Source organism: Vibrio eleionomae (genome assembly GCF_009874545.1).
Lineage (GTDB): Bacteria > Pseudomonadota > Gammaproteobacteria > Enterobacterales > Vibrionaceae > Vibrio > Vibrio nitrifigilis.
Genome location: NZ_WEKT01000118.1, coordinates 1 through 1,340 on the forward strand (window position 1 = coordinate 1; position 1,340 = coordinate 1,340).

General features: G+C 44.5%; 1 protein-coding gene. It reads left to right on the plus strand.

The window, feature by feature from the left end; translation table 11 throughout:
• Positions 1–79 precede the first annotated feature (79 nt).
• Positions 80–1,234 (plus strand): AAA family ATPase, encoded by a 1,155-nt coding sequence (locus F9817_RS23655; RefSeq protein WP_161158660.1) that lies wholly within the window; start codon positions 80–82, stop codon positions 1,232–1,234.
• The last annotated feature ends 106 nt before the right edge of the window (positions 1,235–1,340 follow it).

The window sequence follows — 1,340 nt, forward strand, 5'->3', positions numbered from 1 at the left end:
GAGGTAGTCTTAGAGGTAGTCTTAAAGATATTTATTTATCATAATCAACTTATAATGAAATTAAATTCCGTTGGTTAGTATGCTCAAATCATTTTCTGTCAGCAATTTCCGTTCACTTAAAAACGTAATCATTCCATTGAGTCGGCTCAATGTCGTGACTGGTCCTAATGGCAGTGGTAAGTCGAACCTCTATAAATCACTGCGACTGTTATCCGACGTAGCAAAAGGTAACGTTGTATCCTCGATAGCTTATGATGGTGGTATCCTCTCTTCATTTTGGGCTGGCCCCACCAGTTTTACCAAAGCGGAATTAGCTGGTAAAAGTGACGTTCAAGGCAAGCATGAAAAGGCATTGACTCGTATTGACCTTGGATTTTCTAGTGATGATTTTGGCTTTTGTATTTCTTTGGGCCTTCCGACTCCCCCTGTTGGTGGAGGGAGCGATCCAACAATGTTTACCGCTGATCCTGTGGTTCGTCGAGAATGTATCTGGGCAGGAGATTACTATCGACCTGCTAGCTGCTTAGTGGATCGTGTTGGTCCTGCCGCGAAGGTTAGACAAGGGCGTAGTTGGCAGGTTCATGCTCAGCATTTAGCTACATTCGACAGTCTCTTATCTGAACTTGCCGATCCTATGGCAGCCCCAGAGGTGTTTGCTGTCAAGAAGCAGATTGATAGCTGGCGTTTTTATGATTCCTTTCGTACGGATCGTGATTCTCCTATTCGTCAGCCGCAAATCAGTACTCGTACACCTGTTTTAAGCCACGATGGTCATGATCTGGTAGCAGCTTTACGTACGATCCATGAAATAGGGGATAGAGAAGGTATGCAGAGTGCGATTAGCGATGCATTCCCTGGTGCGAGCATCTCGTTTACCAAAGTTTATGAGTCGCGTTTTTCCCTCGAATTCAACCAACATGGTCTACTACGTCCACTGTCGCTCGCTGAGCTATCTGACGGGACATTGCGTTATTTGTTACTTGTTGCCGCTTTGTTGTCTCCTCGTCCGCCATCTTTACTGGTGCTAAATGAACCAGAAACAAGCCTGCATCCTGATTTGCTTCCTGCCTTAGGTCGTCTCATTATCAAAGCCGCTAATGAAACCCAAGTTTGGGTGGTTTCACATGCACAAGAACTCGTTTGGGCTCTGGAAGAATATCCCGAATGTAATGCCATTCGTCTAGATAAAGAGCTTGGGGAAACTTATACCAATCGCACTAATTTTATGATCTAATATCAGCTTCAATAGGAGCTGATATGAACACCCCTGACTTCCCAAAACTTATTCGTGAAACATCCGATGCGAGGATGCGTACGAGACTTCTTGCTATATCTCATTT